Origin of the sequence: Gordonia marina, from assembly GCF_052036135.1 — a bacterium.
Classification (GTDB): domain Bacteria; phylum Actinomycetota; class Actinomycetes; order Mycobacteriales; family Mycobacteriaceae; genus Gordonia.
In genome coordinates this window covers 43,399-63,015 of sequence record NZ_JBPSDN010000008.1, presented here as the reverse complement: position 1 = coordinate 63,015, position 19,617 = coordinate 43,399, and the positions used below count along the sequence as shown (strand labels likewise).

The following is a 19,617-nucleotide window of genomic DNA, read 5'->3' as shown; positions in this document are numbered from 1 at the left end:
CGTCGTCCAACCGAGCATAAGTCAACTTATGGCCGACGGGCAAGGCGTCACGACCATGAGAGAATCGTCAGTCATGACCACCCAGTCAACGAGCCCCGCGGCGTCCCCGCTGCGCGAGCGGTTCCTCGAAGCCGGGATGACGGTTCTGGCCCGCGAGGGCTACGCGGGCTTCAAACAGGCCGTGGTCTGCGCCGAGACCGGCCTGACCACCGGCGCGTTCTACCACTCCTTCCGCAACTGGCGGGAGTTCGGCACCGCCCTCATCGAGTACTGGCGCAGCGAGTCCACCGATCGCCTCGTCGCCTGGCTCGACACCGACGTCTCCCCCCTCGCCCGGACCGACGCGCTGGTCGATGTCGCGCTCAACCTGCCGCACGCCGCGGAGGCCGCGATCCGGACCTGGGCCGCCGGGGAGGTCGAGGTGCGCCGGGCCGTCGACGACGTCGACGCGGTGCGCACGGAGGCCATCGTCCGCTACACCCTCGAGCTCGGCGTCGACGAACGGCACGCCCGCCACCTCGCCCGGACCGCCATGCTGCTGCTGATCGGGCACCAGACCGCCGGGAGCGCCGTCGCCGACCTGGAGTGGAGCATGCGCCACCTGCTGGCGACGGACCCGCAGGTGCAGGCCGGTCTCGCCCGGCTCCGGGAATTGGACGGGTCAGACCTCTGAGTAGTCGGCCACCTGGCCGCGAGCCGGCGCCTTCGCCATCAGCCACAGCATCCGCGGCAGTTCCCACAGCGGCAGGCGCGACGGCCAGTCGTGTGGGCGCAGCAGCGCCTCGGTGCCGCCGTCGACGGTGACCACCGAACCGACCATGAAGTCGGCGGCCGGCGACAGCATCAGCGCCGCCCACTCGGCAAGCTGCTCCGGCGTCCCGTACTGGCGCGCCGGCACCGGGAACGACCGCACCTGCTTACCCGTCGGACTCTCCAGCTGCGAGCGGAGGAGCGGCGTCAGCACCGGCCCGGGCGCCAGCACGTTCAACCGGATCCCGGCGCCCGCCCAGTCCGCGCCGACCGCCCGCGTCCGGCACCACCGGCTCACCGCCAGCTTCGACGCCGCATAGGCGACGGGCGCGGAGATGCCGCGCCGCGCCGCGATGACGCGGGCGGCCGCGGCCGTCTCCCCGCGGACCAGCAGCCGGACGGCACGACGCGGCACCAGCGGGGTCGACGTGGTCGAGTTGGAACCGAACACGACCACCTTGGCCTTGTCCGGGCACGCGGCGAGCGCCGGCCGCAGACCGTCGAGCAACTCGGTGACCCCCAGGACGTTCACCTCGACGATGGTCCGCTCCGCACCGCGTTTGGGGCCGAGCCCGGCCGCCAGCACCGCGCCGTCGAGAACACCGCCGCAGCGGTCGAGGACGTCGTCGATCGCCCGCCGCCGCCCGGCCGGAGTGGACAGATCGGCGGCCACCTCGGCGCCGGCCAGATCGACGCCGATCACGTCGTGACCGTCGTCGCGCAGCCGCCCGGCGACGCCGGCTCCCATGCCCGACGCCGCACCCGTCACCACATACGTTCCCACCGACAGCCCTCCGACGATTCGACTCCGCATCCGGCCTTGTCATAGTCCACGGCCGCCACGCGCACAGCCGATTCCGTGTTCACCGGCCCGATGGGTCGAAGACTAGCGGGGATCGTCGCCGCGGTCCTCCGGTTCCGGACCGGGCGATCCACTCCGGCCGCGGATCACTGATCCGTGATGCGGTACACGCGGCGCGCGTTGTCGTTGAAGAGGTGCGAGAGCAGATAGTCGCCGCGGTCGCCGAGAACGTCGAGCAGGGCGCCGACCACCACGCCGATGGTCGCGTTGTGGGTGTCCAGCGGGGCGTTGGAACCGAAGATCACCCGTTCGGGGCCGAACCGGTCCACCACGTGCAGCACCAGCGGACCGATCATGTCGGCGAGAATGTGCTGGCCGCCGATGTTGCCCGACCGCTCCTGCCCGTAGCCGAACAGGCCGCTGGCCACCGCGCTGATCTTGACGTGGACGTTGGGCCGCGCGGCGAGCATCGCCATCCGCTCGCGCCACAGTCCGAGGATGTCGGCGCGGGCCGCGGCCGTCGTCCCCACCGACGACCCGAACGGCCCGAAGACGCCGACCGGGCAGCCGAGGTGCTCGACGACGATGGTCGCCTTCGGATACTCCGACGCCAGACTCGCCAGCTCGCCGAGTTGGTGCGAGTAGCAGAGCGACTCGAAGACCAGCCCGCGGTCGGCCAGCGGCCCGAAAGCATCCCGGAAGTTCTTGGAGCGCAACGGATCCGATTCCGCCGTCCAGTCGTGGACGAGCGGGTCGTGATGACGTCCCCACCGCAGCCGGAAACCGCGGATCAGGCCGTCGACGTCGGCGTCGAGCGCGTCGGCCACGCCGAGCCCGGGGATCCGGTCGTCGGCCGGGACCAGCAGTCCGCCGAGTTCGGGGAGGCCGTTGCCGTACGGGAGCCGGCGCAGGAAGTCGAGGTCGCGGGTGACGGCCCCGGGCACCTCCTCCGGCGACAGGCGGCGGCGCCACTGCGAGTCGACCGGGATCACCGTGGTCACCGGCACCCCGGCGACGGTGTCCAGTGCGGCCAGATCCTTCGCGTACTCGCGGAGCCGGTAGGAGGCACTGAGCCGGCCCGGACCCGCGATCCCGCTCAGGCTGTGCTCGTCGGTGAACCGGGAGGCGACCCGGATGAGCGGACGCGGCAGCGCTTTCAGGACCGGGACGCTCGCTCGGCCGAGCCGCTGCAGACTCCACGGCGGTGTCCGCGGGTCGAAGAAGTGCGCATGCGCATCGACGATGCCCGGAACCCGCCCCGCCAACGTCGACACGATTCTCAGCCTCCCACACCGGGCGGCGGAAAGCGCGCCGGTATCGGGCGGAATCGGTCACAGGACTACTCTCGTGGGGTCGAGCCCGTCCCCGCCGCAGCGAAAGGAAGACCCGCCGTGAGCCAGCCGCAGCCGCCCGTCCTGCACCGCCTCCGCGCGCTGATCGCCGCGGATCCGGACGGTTTCGCGGGCCGCGTGCTGTCCCGCCTGTTCGGTTCGGCCCCGGCGGTCCGCGACCTGTTCCCGCCGCATCTGCGGCACCTGCGAGAGGCGTTCATCGACGTCCTCGATCACGTGCTGGAGGCACTGCCGGCCGCGAGCGGCCACGACGAGCTCATCGAACTGCTGGCCCAGCTCGGACGCGATCACCGCAAATACGGCGTGACCGACGAGCACTACGACCTGATGCTCCGCGCCCTGATCACCGAGTCGGCCGCCCTGTTCGGCGCCGACTGGACCGAAGACGTCGCCGACACCGTGAGCCAGGCGATGATGCTCACCACCGGGGTGATGCGCGGCGCCGCGCACAGCGTCGAGGGACCGGCCACCTGGCGCGCGCGGGTGGTCCAGAAGTTCACCATCACCCGGGAACGCGCCGTCGTGCGCCTGGTCGCCGTCGATCCGGTGCCGCCGGTACACGCCGGCCAGTACCTGGAGACCAAGATCCCGCAGTGGCCGTATCTGTGGCGTGATCTCTCACCGGCGACGCCGCCGAACGATGCCGGTGAACTGGAGTTCCACGTGCGGGCCGTGCCGGGCGGGCAGGTGAGCACGTCGATCGTGAAGGAGACCGCGCCCGGCGACGTCTGGACCTTCGCCCAGGCGCACGGCACGCTCGCCGTCGAGGGCGACGACCCCGTCCTGATGGTCGCCGGCGGCACCGGACTGGCCCCGCTGCGCGCCCTGCTCCTGGCGATGGCGCAGCGCACCGACTCCCCGCCGACGCACCTGTTCTACGGCGCCCGCTACCCGGGCGAGCTGTACGACCTCGCCGTTCTCCGCGAACTCGCCACCACCAATCCGTGGCTCAAGATCACCGCGGTGATCGAGAATCCGGCCGATCCGTGGTGGATCGACGGTGCCCCCGACCCGCGTCAATGGGGTTTCGAGGTGGTCTACGGCCGTGTCGGCGACGTGGCCGCTCGCTACGGCGACTGGACCGGCCGCCAGGTTCTCATCGCGGGCCCCGCCGACATGATCACCTCCACCAAACTGAAGCTCCGCTTGGCCGGCGTCCCCCACGACGCCATGCGCCACGACCCCGTCCACGCCTGACCCGCGGCACTCGACGACGGAGCCGCGGCACCGGTGCACCCACGCGGCAGTCGCCGCCGCGCCTGTGACCGACTGCCGCGGATCTGTCCGGGCCACACCGGCGACGACGCGCGCGGGAAGCGCGCGAGGGAACCGCGGTCACGCTCGGTGCGTCCAATCGTCATGTGGATGTTCGACGATCACGCTGGTCGCCGCCGACTCGGACGTCGCCCGGTGCCGTGGCTGCGGGGCCGACTGCCGCGGTTCTACTCCGACCGGCGCCGGCGCGGCTGCCAGACCACCACGGAGTTGGACCGTTCGACGTGGACCACCTCGCCGCGCGAGCCGCGGGAAGCCTGGGCCCGCGCGGAGAGTTCGGCCACCCGGCGCTGCAATTCCTCCAACTCGTCGCTCAGCTCGATGATCCGCTTGATTCCGGCCAGGTTGACGCCCTCGTCCTGCGACAGCCGCTGGATCTCGCGGAGCCGTTCGACGTCGCTCGGCGAGTACCGCCGCCCGCCGCCGGTGGTCCGCTGCGGCGTCACCAGACCGAGCCGGTCGTAGGTGCGCAGCGTCTGCGCGTGCATGCCGGCCAGCTCCGCGGCCACCGAGATCAGGTAGGTCGCGGTGTCACTCGACGCCACGTCGCCTCTCTCGTCCCGCATCGGCGATCACCGCCCCCAGCCGGCCCGGGGATCGAATCCGCTCTCCTTCTCCGCCGCCGCGTACGCCTTGATGGCGTCGGTGGCAGCCTCGTCGAGAGTGGGCGGCACCGCGACCTTGACGGTCACCAGCAGATCGCCGGCCCCGCCGGACCGCTTCGGCACACCGCGGCCCTTGAGTCGCAGCGTGCGGCCGTCGGCGGTGTTCGGCGGGATCTTGACGCCCACCGAGCCGTCGAGCGTCGGCACCGAGACCGTGGTCCCCAGCACCAGCTCCGAAAAGCTCACCGGCAGCTGGAGTTTCAGGTCGTTGCCGCTGCGCGTGAACAGCCGGTCCGGCGTCACGTGCACGGTCACGTACAGGTCGCCCGACGGCGCCCCACGACGGCCGGCCTCGCCCTGGCCGGTCAGCCGGATCCGCTGACCGTCCTCGACGCCCTTCGGGATGCGGACGTTGATGGTCCGCGGCCGGATCTGCACCCCGGTGCCCGAGCAGTCGGGGCAGGGCTCGTCGATCTTGGTGCCGGTGCCCTGGCATTCCGGATCGGGCTCGGCGAAGCCGAAGTGCCCCTGATCGCGGTGGATGAACCCGGAGCCGTTGCACGACGTGCACGTCTTCGGGCTGGTCCCCGCCTTGGCGCCGCTGCCGTGGCACGACGTGCACGGCGACGGGCTGGTGACCTTGAGCGTCACCGTGTTGCCCTTCACCGCGTCGCGGAAGGCCAGCGTGGTCTCGGTCTCCAGGTCGTTGCCGCGGCGCGGACGCTGCGGCTGCTGCTGAGCACCGCGCGGGCGGCCGCCGCCACCACCGAAGATGTTCCCGAAGATGTCACCCATCCCGCCGGCCCCGGCACCGCCCCCGGCGCCGCCGCCGAACAGGTCGCTCAGGTCGCCGATGTCGAAGCCACCGGTCGTGGTGTAGCCACCGCCGCCGCCGAATCCGCCGCCGCCTCCGAAGGCGTCACCGCCACGGAACCGGCCGCTGGCCATCAGCGCGCGGGCCTCGTCGTATTCTTTGCGCTTCTCCGCATCGGACAGCACACTGTTGGCCTCGGAGACCTTCTTGAAACGGTCCTCCGCAGCGGTATCGCCGGGATTCCGGTCCGGATGCAGCTGTGCTGCGAGCTTCCGATAGGCCTTCTTGATGTCCGCGGCCGATGCGTCCGAAGCGACGCCCAGGTCGGCGTAGAAGTCTCGGTCGAGCCATTCGCGTTGCACCGCCATACCGGCGTCACCTCCTTGTCTTGAAAAGTCTTGTTGATCTTCGTACCTCGCCCGGCGCCATCGCGTCTGTCACCCGGGCGGAAAAGTCTTGTGTCGCCGCGACCGCGGCGGGACCGGGACGACGCCGACGTCGTTCCCGGTCCCGCCCGGCTGCTATGCGTTCTCCGGTGTCCCGGCGGCGCCCGCCGCCGGATCCGGATCGGTGACGGTGACCATCGCGTGACGGATCACCTTGTCCCCCAGTCGATAACCGGGCCGGAACACCTGCCCGATCACCGGGTCCACCCCGCTGCCGTCGTTCTGGATCGCCTCGTGCAATTCCGGATCGAACCGGTCGCCCGGGGCACCGAACTTCGCCACCTTCTCGCCGCCCAGCACATCGCCCAGCTTGTCGGCGAAGGCCTTCAGCGGGCCGTCTGACAGGTGACCGTGCTCGCGGGCCCGATCGAAGTCGTCGAGCAGCGGCAGCAGCTTCTCGACGATCGACTGCTTGCCGAGCGCCACCTTCTGCTGTGCCTCCTCGGCGCTGCGCCGGCGGAAGTTGACGAACTGCGCCCGCTCCCGCTGCAACGCCTCGGTCAGTTCGGCGACCCGCTCATCGATGCCGGCCGCCTCCTCGGCGGGAGCCTGCGCGGCTCCCGCCTCGGCGGCGTTCTCGGTCACGACCTCGGCGTCCACGACGTCCTCGGGCCCCGGCGCGCCGCCCTCGGCGCCCGGCGCCGTCACTTGTCGTCCGCGGGGTCGTCCACGACCTCGGCGTCGACGACGTCGTCGTCGGAGCTGCCGCCCGCGGCGTTACCGGAGTCGGCGGCCGAGGTCTCGGCCTGAGCGTTGGCGTAGATCGCCTCGCCCATCTTCTGCGACTTCTCCGACAGCTTCTCGATCGCGCTGCGGATCGCGGCGGTGTCGGTGCCCTTCAGCGCCTCGTTGGCCTCGTCGACCGCACCCTTGACGTCGGCGACGACGTCGGCCGGGATCTTATCCTCGTTGTCCTTCAGCACCTTCTCGGTCTGATGGACCAGGGACTCGGCCTGGTTGCGGGTCTCCGCCTCCTCGCGGCGCTTGCGGTCCTCCTCGGCGTGCAGTTCGGCGTCCTTGACCATGCGGTCGATCTCTTCCTTCGAGAGACCCGAGCCGTCCTGGATCCGGATGCTGTTCTCCTTGCCGGTGCCCTTGTCCTTCGCGGTGACGTGCACGATGCCGTTGGCGTCGATGTCGAAGGTCACCTCGATCTGCGGGACACCCTGCGGGGCCGGTGCGATACCGCCCAGCTCGAAGCTGCCGAGCAGCTTGTTGTGGGCCGCGATGTCGCGCTCACCCTGGTACACCTGGATCTGCACCGACGGCTGGTTGTCCTCGGCCGTGGTGTAGGTCTCCGAGCGCTTGGTCGGGATGGTGGTGTTGCGCTCGATCAGCTTGTGCATCACGCCGCCCTTGGTCTCGATGCCGAGGGACAACGGGGTCACGTCGAGCAGCAGCACGTCCTTGACCTCGCCGCGCAGCACGCCGGCCTGCAGGGCGGCGCCGACGGCGACGACCTCGTCCGGGTTGACGCCCTTGTTGGGCTCGCGACCGTTGGTCAGTTCCTTGACCAGCTCGGACACGGCGGGCATGCGGGTGGAGCCGCCGACCAGAACCACCTGGTCGATGTCGTCGACGCGGATGCCCGCGTCCTTGATGACGGCCTCGAAGGGCTTGCGGCAGCGGTCGAGCAGGTCCTGCGTGATCTTCTGGAACTCGGCGCGGCTGAGCGTCTCGTCCAGGAACAGCGGGTTCTTGTCCGCGTCGACCGTGATGTACGGCAGGTTGATGGTGGTGCTCTGCGACGCCGACAGCTCGATCTTGGCCTTCTCGGCGGCCTCACGCAGACGCTGCATGGCCATCTTGTCCTTGGTCAGGTCGATGCCGCTGGACGCCTTGAACTTGTCGACGAGCCACTGAACGATGCGCTCGTCCCAGTCGTCGCCGCCGAGCACGTTGTCGCCGGAGGTGGCGCGCACCTCGACCACACCGTCGCCGATCTCCAGCAGGGAGACGTCGAAGGTGCCGCCGCCGAGGTCGAAGACCAGGATGGTCTGTTCCTTGGAGGCCTTGTCCAGGCCGTAGGCCAGAGCGGCCGCGGTGGGCTCGTTGACGATACGCAGGACCTCGAGGCCGGCGATCTGGCCGGCTTCCTTGGTGGCCTGACGCTGCGAGTCGTTGAAGTAGGCGGGCACGGTGATGACGGCCTCGGTGACGTCCTCGCCTAGGTAGGCTTCGGCGTCGCGCTTCAGCTTCATCAGCGTGCGGGCGCTGATCTCCTGCGCGGTGTACTTCTTGCCGTCGATCTCGATGGTCCAGTTCGGGTCGCCCATGTGGCGCTTGACCGAGCGGATGGTGCGGTCGACGTTGGTGACGGCCTGGTTCTTGGCGGGCTGACCCACCAGGACCTCACCGTTGCGGGCGAAGGCGACGACGGACGGGGTGGTCCGCGATCCCTCCGCGTTCGTGATGACGACGGGCTCGCCACCCTCCAGCACCGCGAGCGCGGAGTTGGTGGTGCCGAGATCGATTCCGACAGCACGTGACATGTGTGTTCCTCCCTGTTGTACGGCTAGGTGAGCCGGGTTTGTCCGGTAGGGCCGCAATGGCTCCTGATGTCTTGGTCAGAAACCTCAGCGTCTCGCACTCAACACTTAGACCGGTGACGGTGATCCGTCAAGCCTTCTTGAGCGCTGTTCACTCAGGTTCCTCGATGGGTACAACCGGTCCGCGGGCCGATCTCTTCCCGAACTTGAGCCTGTTACGTGCATATATGTGGTGATCCTGCTCACAATGGGCGCCGGTGCGATGATGGAGTGAGCGCGCACCGGCGCGAGCGACTTCGAGGGGACACCATGCACCTGGCCACGATCCGTACCGACACCACCACCCGCGCGGTCAAGCGCGTCGACAGCGGCACGTCGCCGGTGCTCGTCGACCTGGGGTACGTCGATCTGGGTGCGCTGCTGGCCGATCCGGACGGTCTCACCAAGGCCGCCGCCACCGACTCCGGCACCACCTACGACGCCGCCACCGCCGATTTCGCGCCGCCGGTGATCAACCCCGACAAGGTGATCTGCGTGTCGCACAACTACGGCGAGCACTACCGGGTCCTCGGGCTGAACATCCCCGAATCACCGCGCCTGTCGACCAAGTTCTCCACCGCGCTGATCGGCGCGAACGACGAGATCGTCAAGCCGGCGGACGCCCACGCCCTCGACTGCGCCGTCGAGCTCGCCATCGTCATCGGACGGACCGTGCGGCACGCCTCCGACGACGAGGCGGCCGCCGCCATCGCCGGCTTCACCGTCATGAACGACGTCACCGACCGCGATCTCGAGTTCCAGGCCGAGGAATGGGGACTCGGCAACATCTGGGACCGCTCCACTCCGATCGGCCCGTACCTGGTGACCCCGGACGACCTGCCCGGCGGCATCGCACCGACCCTCGCGCTCACGACCACGATCGACGGCCGGCCGGTCCAGTCCGGCAGCACCGCCGACCTGCACTTCGACCCGGTGCACGTGGTCCGTCGCGCCTCGCGGTTCATGGAACTGCGCCCGGGCGACATCGTCGCCACCGGCAGCCCGTCGTCGCCGGCGCACGACCACGGCCCCGAGGCGCATCTGCAGGCCGGCCAGCGGATCGTCGTGAGCATCGACGGCATCGGCGAGTGCCGCAACACCGTCGTCGCCGCTGACGCCTGACCCACCGCCCATGTCCCCCGTCGCGGCGGTGACCGCTCTGGACCGGCTGTTCCCGGAGAGCTGGCGCCGGCTCGACGACGACGACCCGGTCGGCCCGCTCTGGCGCGGTGCCCAGATATTCCGGCTGCTCGGCTTCTTCTACGCGCTCGGCTTCCTGATCGCCGTCGACCACGACCTCGAGCATCCCGGGATCGCCTGGCTCTTCTTCGTACTCCTGACCGCCGCGAACGCGGTCTTCGCCACCGGGTACCTCGTCGGTTTCGGCCGCCGCTGGTGGTGTGCCGCGGCCGAACTCGCCTGCTTCATCGCGGCGATGCTCTCCACCGAGTACGTCGCGAGTTCCGCCTGGATCGCGTCGAACCAGACGTGGCCGACCACCCTTTGGTGTTCCAGCGCGCTGCTCTCGGCGGCTCTGCTCGGCGGCGCCTGGACGGGGGCCGCGGCCGGGGTCGCGATCGGGCTGGCGAATTTCCTGGTCAAGGGGCAGGTCTTCTTCAACTTCGGACGCAACGCGACCTTCCTGCTGCTGGTCGTGGCCGGTATGGCGGTAGGACTGGCCGCCTCCCGCGCCCGGGTGACGCACGCGAAGCTGACCGCCGCGGTGCACGCCGCGGCACAGGCCGCCGAACGGGAACGACTCGCCCGGCACGTGCACGACGGCGTCTTGCAGGCGCTCGCCCTGATCGCCCGGCGCGGCCGTGAGATCGGCGGACCCACCACCGAACTGGCCGAACTCGCGGCCGGCCAGGAACGGCAACTGCGACGGCTGATCGCCGAGGTCCACCCGCAGGCCTCCCCCTCGCGCAGCCGTCCGACGACCGCCGAGATCGTCGACCTCGGCGTGCCCCTCCGCGCCCTCGCCACCGACACCGTCTCGGTCAGCACCCCGGCGGCACCGGTCGTCCTGCACGAGGAGATCGCGCGCGAGGTCCTGGCCGCGGTCACCAACGTTCTCGACAACACCGCCCGGCACGCCGGGCCCGGCGCCCACAGCTTCGTCCTTCTGGAAGACCTCGACGACGAGGTGGTCCTGAGCCTGCGCGACGACGGCCGCGGGATCGCGCCGGGCCGCCTGAACCAGGCCGCCGCCGAGGGCCGGATGGGCATCAGCCGGTCGATCATCGGACGCATCGAAGCGCTCGGCGGCAGCGTGGCGCTGGAATCGGCGCCCGGTGCGGGCACAGAATGGGAACTGACCATCCCGCTACGCCAGGAGGGCGACCGACGATGAGCGATCCCGCACCGATCCGCGTGATGGTGGTCGATGACCACCCGATGTGGCGCGACGGCGTCGCCCGGGACCTGACCGACGAGGGCTTCGACGTCGTCGCCGCGGCCGACGGCGTGCAGCGGGCCACCGAGATGGCGCGCGCCTATCAGCCCGATGTGGTGCTGATGGACATGCAACTCCCCGACGGCAACGGCGCCCAGGCCACCGTCGCGGTGCTGGCGGTCTCCCCGAATTCGCGCATCCTGGTGCTGTCGGCCTCGGAGGAGCGCGACGACGTCCTGGAGGCGGTCAAGTCCGGTGCCGGCGGATACCTGGTCAAGAGCGCGCAGCGCTCCGAGCTGGTCGCCGCCGTCCGGGCGACCGCCGCCGGGCAGACCGTCTTCACCCCCGGCCTGGCCGGCCTGGTGCTCGGCGAATACCGGCGGCTCGCGAAGGACCCGGCCGACGACGCACCCGCCCTCACCGAGCGCGAGACCGAGGTGCTCCGCTACGTCGCCAAGGGCCTCAGCTCCCGGCAGATCGCCGAGCGCCTGTACCTGAGCCCGCGGACCGTCGAGAACCACGTCGGCGCCACCCTCCGCAAACTCCACCTCCGCAACCGGGTGGAGCTGGCCCGCTACGCGATGGACAACGGGCTGTCGTAGCGGCAACACGGACGCCGAATCCGTCCGGCCGTACAGCCGCCGACTCCGGGAATCGCCCATCTAGGTAGTTCTGCGCATCCGGGTGCCCGCATCCCGGCGGACACTGGAAATCATGAGCTCAGCACCGGATCCGATCGAGGTCGCCGCGCGCATCGACGACGACCTGCACGCCATCTCCGCCCGCCTGTCGAAGGTCACCGGCGACGTCGCCGAACTCCGCGAGGCCCTGGCCGGACTCGCCACGCGGCCCGCGACGGCCCCGGAACCCGAACAACAGGAACCCGAACAACAGGTAGAACCGGAACCGCGGGCCGCGACCGAGCCGCAGGCCGAACCTCGGCCCACTCTGCAGTATGCGACCGCCATCGCGCCGCCGCCCGGTACGCCGATCGCAGCGCCGCCCATCCCGACTCCGCCGGTTCCGCCTCCGTACGCCGGACCCCACCCGGCCGCGCCCTTCCCTCCGTATCCGGGCGCTCCGTCTCCGGTGCAGCCGTACGGCCCCGCCTGGCCCGCACCCCCGATGCGCGCACCCCGCGACACCGGCAGCGTGATCGGCCGGATCCTGGCCGTCGCCGGCGTCGCGATCACCCTGATCGGCGTGGTTCTGCTGCTGGTGCTGGCCGCGGAAGCCGGGCTGCTCCGGCCGGAGGTCCGGGTCGCCGGCGGCGCCGTCCTGGCCGTCGCCCTCGCCGGCGCCGGCCTCTGGATCGGTCGCCGTCCGGCCCGCCGTTCGGCCGCATCTGCACTGGTCGCCACCGGCGTCGTGACCGCGCTCTTCTGTGTCCTGGCGGCCGCGAACATCTATCACTGGCTACCGATGATCGCGGCGCTCGTGCTGTCCGGGACCGTCGTCGCCGGCAGCCTCGCCGTCGCCGCGGCCTGGAAGGACCAGTGGCTCGGCGTCACCGCGGGGGTGGCGCTGATCCTGTTCTCCCCGTTCCTCACGCACGGCTTCACCATGACCCTCGCGGTCTTCCTGCTGGTCTACGCCGCGGCATCGCTGGCCGTCCAGATCGGCCGCAACTGGTGTGTGTTGTTCGCCGTCACCACGGTCGCGGCCACGCTGCCGCTCGTCGGGCTCGCGGTGCAGCTCCACGGAGGGACGCCCACCCAGTTCGCGATCGTGGCCTGTCTGACCGCGGCCCTCGGTGTGGTGTCGGCCTGCCTGTTGGTACGGACCAGTTCGATCCCCCTGCTCGTCGCGCTCATCGGTCTCCTTCCGGTTCTGCCCCTGTTGATCAGCGGATACCGGCTCGACGGAACCACCGCCGGGATCATCCTCGGCGTCGCCGCCGCGGTGTTGCTCGCGCTCGCGCTGGGCGGCACCGCCCTGCCGGGCGCCGACCGCGCGGTCCGGATCGTGTGGCTGGCCGGCGGCGTGGTGACCGGGGTGATCGCCGTGGCCGCCGCTTTCGGCGCCGACGGTTTCACGCTCGCACTGCTCGGGACGGCCGCGGTCCTGGCCGTGTCGGATCGCTATGCCGGCGATCTCGCACTGCCGGTGCGGATCACGTCGACCGTCGTCCTCGCCGCTGGACTGGTGGCGATCGCCGTGCCGGGCGCAACGGCGATGTTCGTCCGGGACGGGCTGGGCACCACCGACCGGATCGTCCTCGTCATCGGTTCGCTGCTCGCGCTGATCGCGCTCGGCATGGTCACCTGGTCGTGGCTGCCGTCGGCGAAGAGCGCGTCGACCGTGCTCATCGTCATCGCCGGGCTGACCTCCCTGGTCCTGGTCAACGTGTTCTGCGTGGCGGTCGGCACGGCCGCCACCGGCGGCAGCCTGAACGGCTACCGTGCCGGCCAGATGTGCGCGACGATCGGCTTCGTCGCCGCCGGTGCCGTGGCGCTGACCTGGACACGGCGCCTCCGCAACGGCGATCGCACCCTGGCCCTGACCGCCGGACTGCTCGTGATCGGGGTCGCGGTCGCCAAGCTCTTCCTCTTCGACCTCGCGGCGCTGGGCGGGTTCTTCCGGGTGCTGGTGTTCATCGTGGTCGGCCTGGTGCTCCTGGGCCTGGGTGTCGTCTACGCGCAGAGCCTGCCCGAGGACGATCCGGCGGCCGACTGCCCGACCGGACCGATCCCGGTAGTCCTGATACCCGGCCCGCCCGGCTCCGTCGGCCGGGGCTGATCCACCTGCCGGAGTCCGGTCGACGGACAAGCTCGCTGAACTGTCGACCACGGAGCAGCGATTTTCACTGAACGGAAGCACGCTTTGCTTGCTCCGTGCAGCGGGCGTCTACTGGATCTGTGCTTCCTTCCTTAGAACCGACCGGAAACGACTTGGGCCGAGATGTCTCCCGGCACATCCCCGCGTGGGATCAAGTGGTCGGTGTCATCGACGTCGCGGAGTCAGATGCCGCGGTCTGGCGGCTCGCGGCCCCGCACCTGAAGGTTCGCGACAACGACGTGCACACCCTCTACGCTTACGGGCTCGCCCGCTATCTGCTCAGCCGCTATTCGGAGGCTGATCCGCAGATCGTGCTGCCGGCGATCCTGCTGCACGACACCGGCTGGTCGCAGGTTCCGCCAGACGACGTGCTGGCGGCCATCGCACCCGACCGACCACGTCCGGAGTTGGTTCTCCTACACGAGCGAGAGGGCGCGGTGCTCGCCGAGAAAGCGCTGCGTGAGCTCGGCTACGAGGATGCGCGGATCACGGAAATCATCACGATCATCGACGGCCACGACTCGCGGCGAGAAGCACTGTCGCTCAACGACGCCCTAGTCAAAGACGCCGACCGGCTGTGGCGGCTCACTCCGCACGGCATCGACTCGGTGATGAACTGGTTCGGGCTGACCCGCGAGCAGGCGCACCGACTGATCGCAAGCCGGGTGCACGGTCACCTCTACACCGAACGTGGACGGGACCTCGCCTTGGCGCTGGCTGCCCTGGCCTCGATCGACTGCTCGCCAGAGCGGATCGAACTCGGGTAGGCCCGGTGCGCCCAGAGGCCGACGCGGGCCGCTCCGTCACGTCCAAGGTGCTCGCCATTCTGGGAGCCTTCGAGGACGGCCCCCATTCGCAGCCGCTGACTCAGCTCGCCGACGCTGCGGGCATTCCGTTGTCCACAGCACATCGCTTGGTGGGCGAGCTGGTCGAGTGGGGGGCGCTGGAGAAGGGACCCGACGCGCGCTACACCGTCGGTCTCCGCCTGTGGGAGGTAGCCCAGCAGGGTGGCCGTCAGTTGCGAGATGCGGCGCGCCCCTACCTTCAGGACCTGTTTCTTCTGACCAACGAGACAACGCATCTGGCGATCCGTGAAGGTCACGAAGCTCTGTACATCGACCGCGTGTACAGCTCGAAACGCGTGCCGCGAGCCTCTCGGGTGGGCGGCCGACTCCCGCTGCACGCCACCGCGGTCGGAAAGGTGCTGCTCGCGTACGAGGAGCCCTGGTTGCAACATGCCTATCTCGAACGCGATCTGGAGACGCCGACCACCCGGACGCACGTCAATCCGCGATGGCTGCAGCGCGAGCTCGCGCAAGTGCGCGAGCAGGGTTATGCGATCACCGTCGAGGAAGTACGGGCCGGATCATGTTCGATCGCGGTTCCGGTGTTCGCCGCTTCGGGGGCCGCACCCGCGTCCATCGGCCTGGTGATGCTGGCCGGCCAAGCCGATCAGATGTCTCGCTATCTGCCGGTGCTGAATGGGATCGCCGACCGGATCTCGCCGGCAGTCAGTCGGCTCCCGCAGGCGGCCACCCGTCCCCGCCAGCGCTGATCAGCCGGTCCCGGAAAAGTGACTTCCGCTGAACGGAAGCTTCTGATTGTGAGCGCTCTCTCACTGGCCGCAGACTGAGGCGGACGACACGAGATATGTCGCAGTCATAGCCACAAGGAGCGTCATGCCGACATCCACCGATCAGCACCAGGGCACTTGCCCGGCCCATCACGGCTTCGAGCCGTTTGACCAGAACGACCCGTTCCCCTCCTACTCGGAACTGCGCCGCGAAGAGCCCGTGATGTACGACGAGCGTATCGACTACTGGGTCGTCACGCGCTACGACGACATCAAGGCGGTCTTCGACGACTGGGAGCGCTTCTCCAGCGCCAACGCTCAGGCCCCCGTCCGCGAGCGCGGCCCGCAGGCCGAGCAGATCCTCAAGGACGGCGGCTTCACCGCGTACTCGGGTCTCTCAGCACGGGTTCCGCCAGAGCACACCCGCATACGGGGCATCGTCGCCAAGGGATTCACACCGCGCCGGTACAAGGCGATGGAGCCGTCGATCCGGGCGAACGTGGAGCTCTACATCGAGCGGATGCTCGCCCATCCGGAGCCCGTCGGCGACGTCCTGACCGATCTGGCCAACGACATCCCCACCATCACCATCCTCACTCTTATCGGCGCCGACGCCGAACGCCAGATCGCCGATTACAAGCGCTGGTCGGCCTCCCGAGCCGCGATGACCTGGTCGGACCTGAACGACGAGGAACAGATCCCACACGCGCACAACCTCGTCGAGTTCTGGCAGGAATGCCTGCGGCTGGTCGAGGAGGCGCACCACTCCGAAAAGGACTCGCTGGTCGGCGACCTGGTCCGGGCACAGGAATCGGGTGATCCGATCAGCGATCACGAGATCGCTTCGGTTTGCTACAGCCTCCTGTTCGCCGGCCACGAGACCACCACCACGTTGATCTCCAACTCGGTGCGGCTGCTGCTGGAGGACCGCGAACGCTGGCAGAGTCTCGTGGACGACCCGAAGGTGATTCCGAATGCCATCGAGGAAATCCTTCGGATGAGCCCGTCCATCGTGGCCTGGCGCCGCAAGGCGATGGTCGAGGCACAGGTCGGCGACGTCACCGTGCCGGAGGGCGCGAATCTTCTCCTCGTCATGGGCTCGGCCAACCGCGACTCCGCCCACTTCGACGATCCCGACCGGTTCGAAGCGCGTCGGACCAACGCCCGTGAGCACCTGGCCTTCGGCTACGGCATCCACTACTGCCTCGGAAACAAGCTGGCCAAGCTGCAGGCGAAGATCCTCCTCGAGGAACTCACCGCACGCTGCCCGAGCCTCCGGCTCACCGGCGACCCCATCGAATTCGCCAGCAACATCTCCTTCAGGGTGCCGACTTCGGTCCCAGTGACCTGGGAAAGGTGACCATCATGTCCGCACACGACTCCGTCAGAGAGAACCGCTACATCCGGTTCTTCGATACCACTCTGGAGCCATCGATCGAGCTGCTCGGCGGCAAATGTGCGTCGCTGACGACGATGACGACCGCCGGCATGCCGGTGCCGCCCGGATTCACGGTCACCACCAAGGCCTACACCGATTTCCTCGAAGAGACCGGGCTCCACGCCCGCATCTCGGAGGCGATCGCCAGGCTCGATCCGCACGATATGGCGACCATCGAAGAGAAGTCCGCGAAGATCCGGGACGCCATCTGCTCGCACGCCGCGCCGGACCACATCCGCGATGCCTTCCGGAACGCCTATGAGGAGTTCCAGAGCGCCTTCGCCACCGAGGTTCCGGTCGCGGTCCGGTCGTCGGCCACCGCCGAGGACCTGCCCACCGCCAGTTTCGCCGGCCAGCAGGACACGTATCTCTGGGTCAGCGGCGTCGACGCCGTGATTGCGAAGCTGCGCAGTTGCTGGGCGTCGCTGTATACGAGCCGGGCGATCCTCTACCGGATCAAGCACAACATTCCCGATGAGGGACTGGCCATCGCCGTAGCGATCCAGAAGATGGTGAACGCCAGAGCCTCCGGTGTGGCGATCACCATGAACCCGACCACCGGAGACCGTTCCAAGATCACCATCGACGCCTCGTGGGGCGTCGGGGAGATGGTCGTTTCCGGCCAGGTGACCCCCGACAATCTGCTGGTGGACAAGGTCATGCTCACCGTGCTCTCGCACACCATCGGCGACAAGCACGCCGAGCTGATCCCCGACGGAACCAACGGTGAGCTCACCGAACGCGAGGTGGAGCCCGAACGGCGGGAACGGCTGTGCCTCACACCGGAGGAGATCACCCAGATCGCCGCGATGGCCAAGCGGGCAGAGAAGCACTACCAGTGCCCACAGGACATCGAATGGGCACTCGACGCCGATCTGCCCGACGGACAGAACCTACTCCTCCTGCAATCGCGGCCCGAAACGGTGCATTCCAGCAAGACACCGGCAACCGCCTCGAGTCCATCCGCTTCCACCGGCTTCTCCTTGGCCGGTCTCACCGCAAATCTCACGAACAGGACCCAGAAATGAGCGCACCAAGTCAGCCGCGCGCGGCGATGAAGTCTTTCCCCAAGCCTTCCGAACTCCCGGTCCCGGAAGGGGCAGAAGGTTGGGAAGATCTCTATCCCTACAACCTGGTCTTTCAGAACTACAGTGGCGACGACGACAAATTCTGGTTCTGCGACTCCCAGCACTGGCCCACGGTCTTCAAGCCCTTCGAAACGGTCGGCGGCGAATTCGCGGTCAAGTGCCTGGGCCAGTACAACACCCGACATCTACTGATCCCCACGGCCAACGGCATCGAGTTCAAGATCCACCTCGGGTACCTGTACATGAGCCCGGTCCCGGTCCCCGAGGATCAGGTACCCGCGCGGGTGCCTGAGTTCGAACGCCGCGTCGGCCACTACTTCCAGAACTGGGAATCGCTGCTGGCGGCGTGGCATGTGAAGGTCCGCGGGACCATCGACGAGATGGCCGGTCTCACCTTCGAGCCACTGCCGGAGGCGGTGCCCTTCGATGACATCGTCTCCGGTAAGGCCAAGGACGGATCGGAGGTCCTGCTGGAGAACTTCGACCGGTTGATCGCCCTCTGTTACCAGAACTGGCAGTATCATTTCGAATTCCTCAATCTGGGCTACCTCGCCTACCTGGACTTCTTCACGTTCTGCAAAGAGGTGTTCCCCTCGATCGCCGAGCAGTCGATCGCGAAGATGGTGCAGGGCGTCGATATGGAGTTGTTCCGGCCCGACGACGAACTCAAAGCGCTAGCAGCTCTCGCCGCCAAGCTCGATCTCGGCACCGCATTCGCCGACACCGATGACGTGGACGGCACACTGACTCGGATCGGCGACCTGCCCGGCGGGCAGGAATGGCTCGCCGCCTACCGGAAGGCACAGGACCCCTGGTTCAACTTCACCGTCGGCAACGGCTTCTACGGTCACGACAAGTACTGGCTCGACCACCAGGAGATCCCGCTCAGCTACATCAAGGATTATCTGCGCCGGCTGCAAGACGGCCAGGAGATTCTGCGGCCCGTCGATGAGCTGATCGCCGAGAAGGACCGGATCGTCAGCGAGTACCGCGAACTGCTCGACGGAGATCAGCTGGCGACTTTCGATGCCAAACACGCCCTGGCATCCACCGCCTACCCGTACGTGGAGAACCACAACTTCTACATCGAACACTGGACGATGGGTGTGTTCTGGCGCAAGGTGCGCGAGCTGGGCAAGGTCTTCGCCGAAGCGGGGTTCTGGGACGATCCCGAGGACATCCTGTATCTCACCCGCGGCGAGGTCCGCGAGGCACTCTTCGATCTGGTCACCGGGTGGGGCGTCGGAGTCACGGCGACCGGCCCGTACTACTGGCCGACGGAGATCGAACGACGGCGCAAGATCATCGACGCACTGTCGCAGGCACGCCCCCAGGCTGCGCTGAACACGCCACCGGAGGAGATCACCGAGCCGTTCACGATGATGCTCTGGGGCATCACCACCGAACAGGTTCAGCAGTGGCTCGACGACCGAGAGGACTCCGACGACAGCGCGATCACGGGTATGGCGGCATCCCCCGGGGTGGTCGAGGGCCCGGCCCGGGTGGTGCACAGCGCCGACCAACTCAGCGAGGTGCAGGAAGGCGAGATCCTCGTCGCCACCATCACCGCGCCGTCATGGGGTCCGATCTTCGGCAAGATCCGTGCGACCGTCACCGATATCGGCGGGATGATGAGCCACGCCGCGATCGTCTGTCGCGAGTACGGACTTCCGGCAGTGACCGGAACAGGGAACGGGTCCACATCCATTCGCACCGGTCAGCGGCTGCGAGTGAACGGAGACACCGGCCGCGTCGAGATTCTGGACGACTGAG

At 68.8% G+C, this 19,617-nt stretch carries 17 protein-coding genes; 11 read left to right on the top strand and 6 right to left on the bottom strand.

Features of this window, described 5'->3' with window-relative positions; all coding sequences use genetic code 11:
• Positions 1-73 precede the first annotated feature (73 nt).
• The gene (locus ACSEEN_RS06810) at positions 74-673 is read left to right on the top strand and encodes a TetR/AcrR family transcriptional regulator (RefSeq protein ID WP_440712722.1); all 600 of its coding nucleotides are present in this window, start codon (positions 74-76) and stop codon (positions 671-673) included.
• Here ACSEEN_RS06810 and ACSEEN_RS06805 read toward each other — a convergent pair.
• A complete protein-coding gene (locus ACSEEN_RS06805) occupies positions 662-1,534 on the bottom strand; it encodes an SDR family oxidoreductase (protein ID WP_440712721.1) in 873 nt (290 codons plus the stop codon). The two genes, ACSEEN_RS06810 and ACSEEN_RS06805, sit on opposite strands and share 12 nt — an antisense overlap.
• 164 nt (positions 1,535-1,698) lie before the next feature.
• On the bottom strand, positions 1,699-2,826 hold the full coding sequence (locus ACSEEN_RS06800) for an amidohydrolase family protein (RefSeq protein WP_440712720.1): 1,128 nt from the start codon (positions 2,824-2,826) through the stop codon (positions 1,699-1,701).
• A 117-nt stretch (positions 2,827-2,943) separates the two neighbouring features.
• On the opposite strand from ACSEEN_RS06800, the gene ACSEEN_RS06795 reads away from it, so the two are divergent.
• Positions 2,944-4,101 carry an FAD-binding oxidoreductase gene (locus ACSEEN_RS06795; RefSeq protein WP_440712719.1) on the top strand — a complete coding sequence of 386 codons (1,158 nt, stop codon included), beginning with the start codon at positions 2,944-2,946 and terminating at the stop codon, positions 4,099-4,101.
• 245 nt (positions 4,102-4,346) lie between these two features.
• Here the strand turns inward: ACSEEN_RS06795 and ACSEEN_RS06790 are convergent, their stop codons facing one another.
• The 4 genes from ACSEEN_RS06790 to dnaK form a co-directional block, all read right to left on the bottom strand.
• Positions 4,347-4,745: a heat shock protein transcriptional repressor HspR gene (locus ACSEEN_RS06790; protein WP_247866058.1), complete on the bottom strand. Its 399-nt coding sequence runs from the start codon at positions 4,743-4,745 to the stop codon at positions 4,347-4,349.
• A gap of 6 nt (positions 4,746-4,751) precedes the next feature.
• Positions 4,752-5,966: a molecular chaperone DnaJ gene (gene dnaJ / locus ACSEEN_RS06785; protein ID WP_247866056.1), complete on the bottom strand. Its 1,215-nt coding sequence runs from the start codon at positions 5,964-5,966 to the stop codon at positions 4,752-4,754.
• Positions 5,967-6,119: 153 nt separating this feature from the next.
• Entirely contained in the window at positions 6,120-6,692 is a 573-nt protein-coding gene (gene grpE / locus ACSEEN_RS06780; RefSeq protein WP_440712718.1) for a nucleotide exchange factor GrpE, read from the bottom strand.
• A complete protein-coding gene (dnaK, locus tag ACSEEN_RS06775; RefSeq protein WP_247866055.1) occupies positions 6,689-8,536 on the bottom strand; it encodes a molecular chaperone DnaK in 1,848 nt (615 codons plus the stop codon). Before dnaK ends, grpE begins: the two co-directional genes overlap by 4 nt.
• A gap of 306 nt (positions 8,537-8,842) precedes the next feature.
• Here dnaK and ACSEEN_RS06770 point away from each other — a divergent pair, with 306 nt between their 5' ends.
• The 9 genes from ACSEEN_RS06770 (at position 8,843) to ACSEEN_RS06730 (ending at position 19,616) form a co-directional block, all read left to right on the top strand.
• Positions 8,843-9,694, top strand: a complete 852-nt coding sequence (locus tag ACSEEN_RS06770) for a fumarylacetoacetate hydrolase family protein (RefSeq protein ID WP_440712717.1) — start codon at positions 8,843-8,845, stop codon at positions 9,692-9,694.
• 10 nt (positions 9,695-9,704) lie between these two features.
• Positions 9,705-10,925 carry a MacS family sensor histidine kinase gene (macS, locus tag ACSEEN_RS06765; protein WP_298445085.1) on the top strand — a complete coding sequence of 407 codons (1,221 nt, stop codon included), beginning with the start codon at positions 9,705-9,707 and terminating at the stop codon, positions 10,923-10,925.
• Positions 10,922-11,569, top strand: coding sequence for a response regulator (locus ACSEEN_RS06760; RefSeq protein ID WP_371308496.1), 648 nt, complete (start codon positions 10,922-10,924; stop codon positions 11,567-11,569). Before macS ends, ACSEEN_RS06760 begins: the two co-directional genes overlap by 4 nt.
• Before the next feature lie 112 nt (positions 11,570-11,681).
• Positions 11,682-13,706 carry a DUF2339 domain-containing protein gene (locus tag ACSEEN_RS06755; protein ID WP_440712716.1) on the top strand — a complete coding sequence of 675 codons (2,025 nt, stop codon included), beginning with the start codon at positions 11,682-11,684 and terminating at the stop codon, positions 13,704-13,706.
• A 194-nt stretch (positions 13,707-13,900) separates the two neighbouring features.
• Entirely contained in the window at positions 13,901-14,512 is a 612-nt protein-coding gene (locus ACSEEN_RS06750; protein ID WP_440712715.1) for an HD domain-containing protein, read from the top strand.
• Positions 14,513-14,517: 5 nt separating this feature from the next.
• The gene (locus ACSEEN_RS06745; protein ID WP_440712714.1) at positions 14,518-15,300 is read left to right on the top strand and encodes an IclR family transcriptional regulator; all 783 of its coding nucleotides are present in this window, start codon (positions 14,518-14,520) and stop codon (positions 15,298-15,300) included.
• A 124-nt stretch (positions 15,301-15,424) separates the two neighbouring features.
• A complete protein-coding gene (locus ACSEEN_RS06740; protein WP_440712713.1) occupies positions 15,425-16,678 on the top strand; it encodes a cytochrome P450 in 1,254 nt (417 codons plus the stop codon).
• A 5-nt stretch (positions 16,679-16,683) separates the two neighbouring features.
• Positions 16,684-17,784 carry a PEP/pyruvate-binding domain-containing protein gene (locus tag ACSEEN_RS06735; RefSeq protein ID WP_440712712.1) on the top strand — a complete coding sequence of 367 codons (1,101 nt, stop codon included), beginning with the start codon at positions 16,684-16,686 and terminating at the stop codon, positions 17,782-17,784.
• Positions 17,781-19,616: a PEP-utilizing enzyme gene (locus tag ACSEEN_RS06730; RefSeq protein WP_440712711.1), complete on the top strand. Its 1,836-nt coding sequence runs from the start codon at positions 17,781-17,783 to the stop codon at positions 19,614-19,616. The genes ACSEEN_RS06735 and ACSEEN_RS06730 overlap by 4 nt, the downstream gene beginning before the upstream one ends.
• Position 19,617 lies beyond the last annotated feature (1 nt).

Coding starts and splice junctions, on each gene's coding strand:
- ACSEEN_RS06730 (WP_440712711.1), top strand. CDS start 17,781: ATGAGCGCACCAAGTCAGCCGCGCGCGGCGATGAAGTCTTTCCCCAAG.
- ACSEEN_RS06770 (WP_440712717.1), top strand. CDS start 8,843: ATGCACCTGGCCACGATCCGTACCGACACCACCACCCGCGCGGTCAAG.
- dnaJ (WP_247866056.1), bottom strand. CDS start 5,966: ATGGCGGTGCAACGCGAATGGCTCGACCGAGACTTCTACGCCGACCTG.
- ACSEEN_RS06810 (WP_440712722.1), top strand. CDS start 74: ATGACCACCCAGTCAACGAGCCCCGCGGCGTCCCCGCTGCGCGAGCGG.
- ACSEEN_RS06790 (WP_247866058.1), bottom strand. CDS start 4,745: ATGCGGGACGAGAGAGGCGACGTGGCGTCGAGTGACACCGCGACCTAC.
- ACSEEN_RS06760 (WP_371308496.1), top strand. CDS start 10,922: ATGAGCGATCCCGCACCGATCCGCGTGATGGTGGTCGATGACCACCCG.
- ACSEEN_RS06755 (WP_440712716.1), top strand. CDS start 11,682: ATGAGCTCAGCACCGGATCCGATCGAGGTCGCCGCGCGCATCGACGAC.
- dnaK (WP_247866055.1), bottom strand. CDS start 8,536: ATGTCACGTGCTGTCGGAATCGATCTCGGCACCACCAACTCCGCGCTC.
- macS (WP_298445085.1), top strand. CDS start 9,705: ATGTCCCCCGTCGCGGCGGTGACCGCTCTGGACCGGCTGTTCCCGGAG.
- ACSEEN_RS06740 (WP_440712713.1), top strand. CDS start 15,425: ATGCCGACATCCACCGATCAGCACCAGGGCACTTGCCCGGCCCATCAC.
- ACSEEN_RS06735 (WP_440712712.1), top strand. CDS start 16,684: ATGTCCGCACACGACTCCGTCAGAGAGAACCGCTACATCCGGTTCTTC.